The sequence below is a fragment of the Pseudovibrio sp. POLY-S9 genome, assembly GCF_001431305.1.
In the GTDB taxonomy this organism is placed as follows: domain Bacteria; phylum Pseudomonadota; class Alphaproteobacteria; order Rhizobiales; family Stappiaceae; genus Pseudovibrio.
Genome location: NZ_LCWX01000263.1, coordinates 142,680 through 146,516, shown reverse-complemented (window position 1 = coordinate 146,516; position 3,837 = coordinate 142,680). Strand labels below are relative to the sequence as shown.

Genomic DNA, 3,837 nt, shown 5'->3' with positions numbered 1-3,837 from the left:
CAGCTGTCGGTGACGTGTTTGCCACCTTGGAAGTATTAGTCGCGGTAATCTTTACCTTCTCAAGGCGAACCCCCATCTCAGTCGCCGCAATCTGCGCAACCTTCTGATAGAGACCCTGCCCCATTTCTGTGCCGCCATGGTTCAGGTGCACAGAACCATCCCGATAAAGATGCACCAGTGCACCCGCTTGGTTGAGATGGGTCAGCGTGAACGAAATCCCAAACTTCACCGGCGTCAACGCGATCCCTTTCTTCAGGATCACGTTTTCAGCATTAAACGCATCTACAGCTTTACGGCGCGCACGATACTCGGAGCTTTCCTCCAGCTCATCCACCAGCGCGGCCAGCACGTCGTGTTCATCAACCAACTGCCCATAAGGTGTGGTGTTCTCACCCTCGCGATAGAAATTCGCCTTGCGTACATCAAGTGGGTCTTGCCCCATCTTGATGGCAATCGCATCCATCAACCGCTCCGCCGCGAACATCCCTTGCGGGCCACCAAAACCACGGAAAGCTGTATTAGAAACCGTATTTGTTTTCAGCCTCTTGGAAGCTATGAGAACATCTGGATAGAAATAACTGTTATCCGCATGGAACATCGCACGATCATTGATACCAAGCGACAGATCCGCTGAATGACCGCAGCGCGAATTCAGTTTGATTTGAACCGCTTCAATCTTGCCGGATGCATCACATCCCGCTTCCACATCAACCAGAAAGTCGTGGCGTTTCCCGGTCAGGATCATATCGTCATCACGGTCCAGCCGACATTTGCATGGACGACCAGTAACGTTTGCAGCCAAAGCCGCCAGTGCGGCCCATTGGTTGGCCTGAGATTCCTTACCACCAAATGCACCACCCATCCGGCGCACTTCAACGGTCACCGCCGCCTCATCAACACCCAGCACTTTAGCAACGGTATGCTGAACCTCAGTTGGATGCTGTGTGGAGGAGTGCACAAGCATATCACCATCTTCACCGGGAACAGCAAAGGCCATTTGCCCTTCAAGATAGAAGTGCTCCTGCCCACCCAGCGCAAAACTGCTCTTCACCGTGTGCGCAGACCGTTCCATAGTGGCTTCCGGTGTCCCACGGCGAAACTCATAGTCCGGCAAGACTTTCTGCTCTGCTTTGAGAGCATCAGCGACGCTCACCAGCGGCGTTTCAGCCTCAACTTCAATTCGTGCCAGTTGAACAGCCTTGCGCGCCTGTAAACGGCTCTCAGCCACCACAAGAAACACCAGCTGCCCATGGAATGCGATGCGATCTGATACAAAGACCGGATCATCTCCCATCGCAGGAGAGCAATCATTCACACCGGGAATATCCGCAGCTTCCAGTACGGCAACAACACCGGGGGCTGCTCTGACAGCACTCAGATCGATTGTCGTCAGACGGCCACACGCTTTATGAGACGCATACCCCGGCGCCACATGAAGCGTGCCGTACGGCTCAATCATGTCATCGATATATGTAGCAGTTCCAGACACATGCTTTTCTGCACTGTCATGCTTGTAGGATTTTCCCACGACCTGAGAGGTCGAGGTGCCTGCCTCTGTCTTTTCAAGAAGATCTGCTGACATGAGCGCCTCCCTCAACCAGTTCACGTTGCCCGTGGACACGCGTTTTTTGCGAGGATGAAGCAGATATCTCCAGCAAGGCTTTTTCTAAAAGCCCTCGCACAATATCTCGCCGATAGGTGCTGGAGGCCCGCATGCCAGTCAGTGGAACGAATTCACTCTCAATAGCATTCAACGCATCCTGCCAACTGCCTGGGTCTTCCAACGACGCACCAACCAGTGCCGCTTCAGCGCCACTTGCACGTTTTGGAATGCCCGCAACACCACCAAACGCCATGCGCGCACGCTCCACAACTCCGTCTTTCACCGTCAGACAGAACGCAGCCATCACTGCAGAGATATCCTGATCAAAGCGCTTGGTGATCTTGTAGGCCCGGAACTGCTCATCTGCGCTCAAACGAGGCACACTGATCGACGTCAGCACTTCGTTCTCAGCGATATCCTGCTTGCCATAGTCAATGAAGAAACTCTCAAGCGGCAAGGTACGTCGCCCACGATTGCTCTGCAGCTCAATTTCCGCCCCAAGAGCAATCAGCATCGGGGGCATATCCCCGATAGGCGATCCGTTTGCGATGTTCCCGCCAACGGTCCCCGATGCCCGCACCTGCTTTGAACCAATCCGGCTGATCACCACTTCAAGGTCAGGATCAATGGACTTCAGGAACTGCTCAGCAACCGCATAAGACGCACCCGCCCCAAGTCGGATACCCTGTTCATCCTCATAGCAAGTGCTCAATCCATTCACGCGCCCAAGAAAAATAACCTTCGGCAGGTCGCGCAGATGCTTAGTGACCCAAAGCCCAACATCTGTAGAGCCAGAAATAAGCGTGGCGTCCGGATGCTCACCATAGGTCTCTAGCAAGCGCTGAAAGCTGCTCGGAGCAAAGAAGAACCGCTCATCATCGCCCACATGAATATCCTGCGCATCCTGAAGAGCTGCGAGTTTACTCTCTGTCTCCATTGCACGCGCAGCAAAAGCGTCATTCAAGCCATCGCGACACGCTTCCAGAGCCGCATCAACGATTGGTCGGTATCCGGTACAACGGCACAGATTGCCCGCTATCCAGGTGTTCACATCCTGCCGTGTCAGACCCGGTGTATTCGCATGATAAAGTGTAAACAGGTTCATCACGAAACCGGGCGTACAGAAACCGCATTGTGATCCATGAAGCTCTACAAGCGCTTTTTGGACAGGGTGTAATCCGTCAGGCCCGTCCAGATCTTCAACCGTCACAAGCTCGCAGCCATCAATCTGGCCGAGCAGTAAAATACAGCTGTTCACGGGCTCATAAATGAGTTTGCCGTCACGCAAACGCCCAAGCGCAATGGTGCAGGCACCGCAATCCCCTTCACCACAGCCTTCTTTGGTGCCCGTTGAGCGTTCACTCAGACGCAGATAGTCCAGCAAAGTGGTTGTCGGCTCAAAACGATCCAATTCGACGATCTGGCCTTTACGAAGGAAGCGGATTGCCGTGCGCATCAAATCAGCTCCCCCTGTAGGTGGTGTAACCAAAGGGAGAAAGCAGCAGCGGCACATGATAGTGGCTGCTCACATCCGCAATACCAAAGCGGATCGGCACCACATCAAGAAACGCAGGCTCTGGAAGAGAAATACCCTCAGCCCGCAAATAGTCACCAGCATGGAACTGCAGTTCATAGGTGCCTGCGGTCAGGCTCTCACCTTCCAGCAATGGCCCATCTACACGCCCGTCATTGTTTGTCGAAAATACACCGATTTTGGAGAAGCTGTCCCCATCGATACGAACCAGCTCAACCCGCAGCCCTGCTGCAGGTTTCCCTTGAGCACTGTCCAAAACGTGGGTGGTCAATCGCCCCATAGTTGCCTCGTCTTTCAAATGGCAACTGCAATAGATGCCAGAATCTAAGTGAAACTACAGAGTGCACGACTATTTATGATAACAAAAGAACAAAAAAGTGTCATACATGATGCCATTTAGGCATCAACTTTAGGCAAAATCTTCTCCAATCTTGCCTCCGCTTGCTCAAGAAAAATTGCTGGCGCCAGTGCAAGCCCACGCAAAGACGAGGTGATGACGCAAAAATGGCCGCGTGTCAGCTGTTCATCAACAAGCGGTTTGAAGAGCAGCCGTTTGTTCGCCAATTCTTCTTCCAAACCAATGACCGTCTGAAACGCCACCATTTCACCAGAGCGTACCAAGTGCTTCATAAACCGCAGAGAGTTCGCTTCCACACTACTTTGCCCACCAATGGAACTGTGAGAGAGCGCCACATCCAGC

At 53.1% G+C, this 3,837-nt stretch carries 4 protein-coding genes; all 4 read right to left on the bottom strand.

What is annotated here, in order from left to right; genetic code table 11:
• Positions 1-1,582, bottom strand: a 1,582-nt coding sequence (locus PPL9_RS31795; RefSeq protein WP_082597196.1) for a molybdopterin cofactor-binding domain-containing protein, incomplete at its 3' end; no start/stop codon positions are given.
• Positions 1,563-3,059 (bottom strand): xanthine dehydrogenase small subunit, encoded by a 1,497-nt coding sequence (gene xdhA, locus PPL9_RS30860; RefSeq protein ID WP_057466295.1) that lies wholly within the window; start codon positions 3,057-3,059, stop codon positions 1,563-1,565. The genes PPL9_RS31795 and xdhA, both read right to left, overlap by 20 nt.
• Positions 3,060-3,063: 4 nt before the next feature.
• Positions 3,064-3,417, bottom strand: a complete 354-nt coding sequence (gene uraH, locus PPL9_RS30855) for a hydroxyisourate hydrolase (protein WP_057466294.1) — start codon at positions 3,415-3,417, stop codon at positions 3,064-3,066.
• A 116-nt stretch (positions 3,418-3,533) separates the two neighbouring features.
• Positions 3,534-3,837 (bottom strand): LysR substrate-binding domain-containing protein (locus PPL9_RS30850; protein ID WP_208989743.1); only part of this gene is annotated, 304 nt, incomplete at its 5' end.

What these genes read in the sequence shown, in the direction of transcription:
- xdhA (WP_057466295.1), bottom strand. Translation starts at nt 3,059, where the DNA reads ATGCGCACGGCAATCCGCTTCCTTCGTAAAGGCCAGATCGTCGAATTG.
- uraH (WP_057466294.1), bottom strand. Translation starts at nt 3,417, where the DNA reads ATGGGGCGATTGACCACCCACGTTTTGGACAGTGCTCAAGGGAAACCT.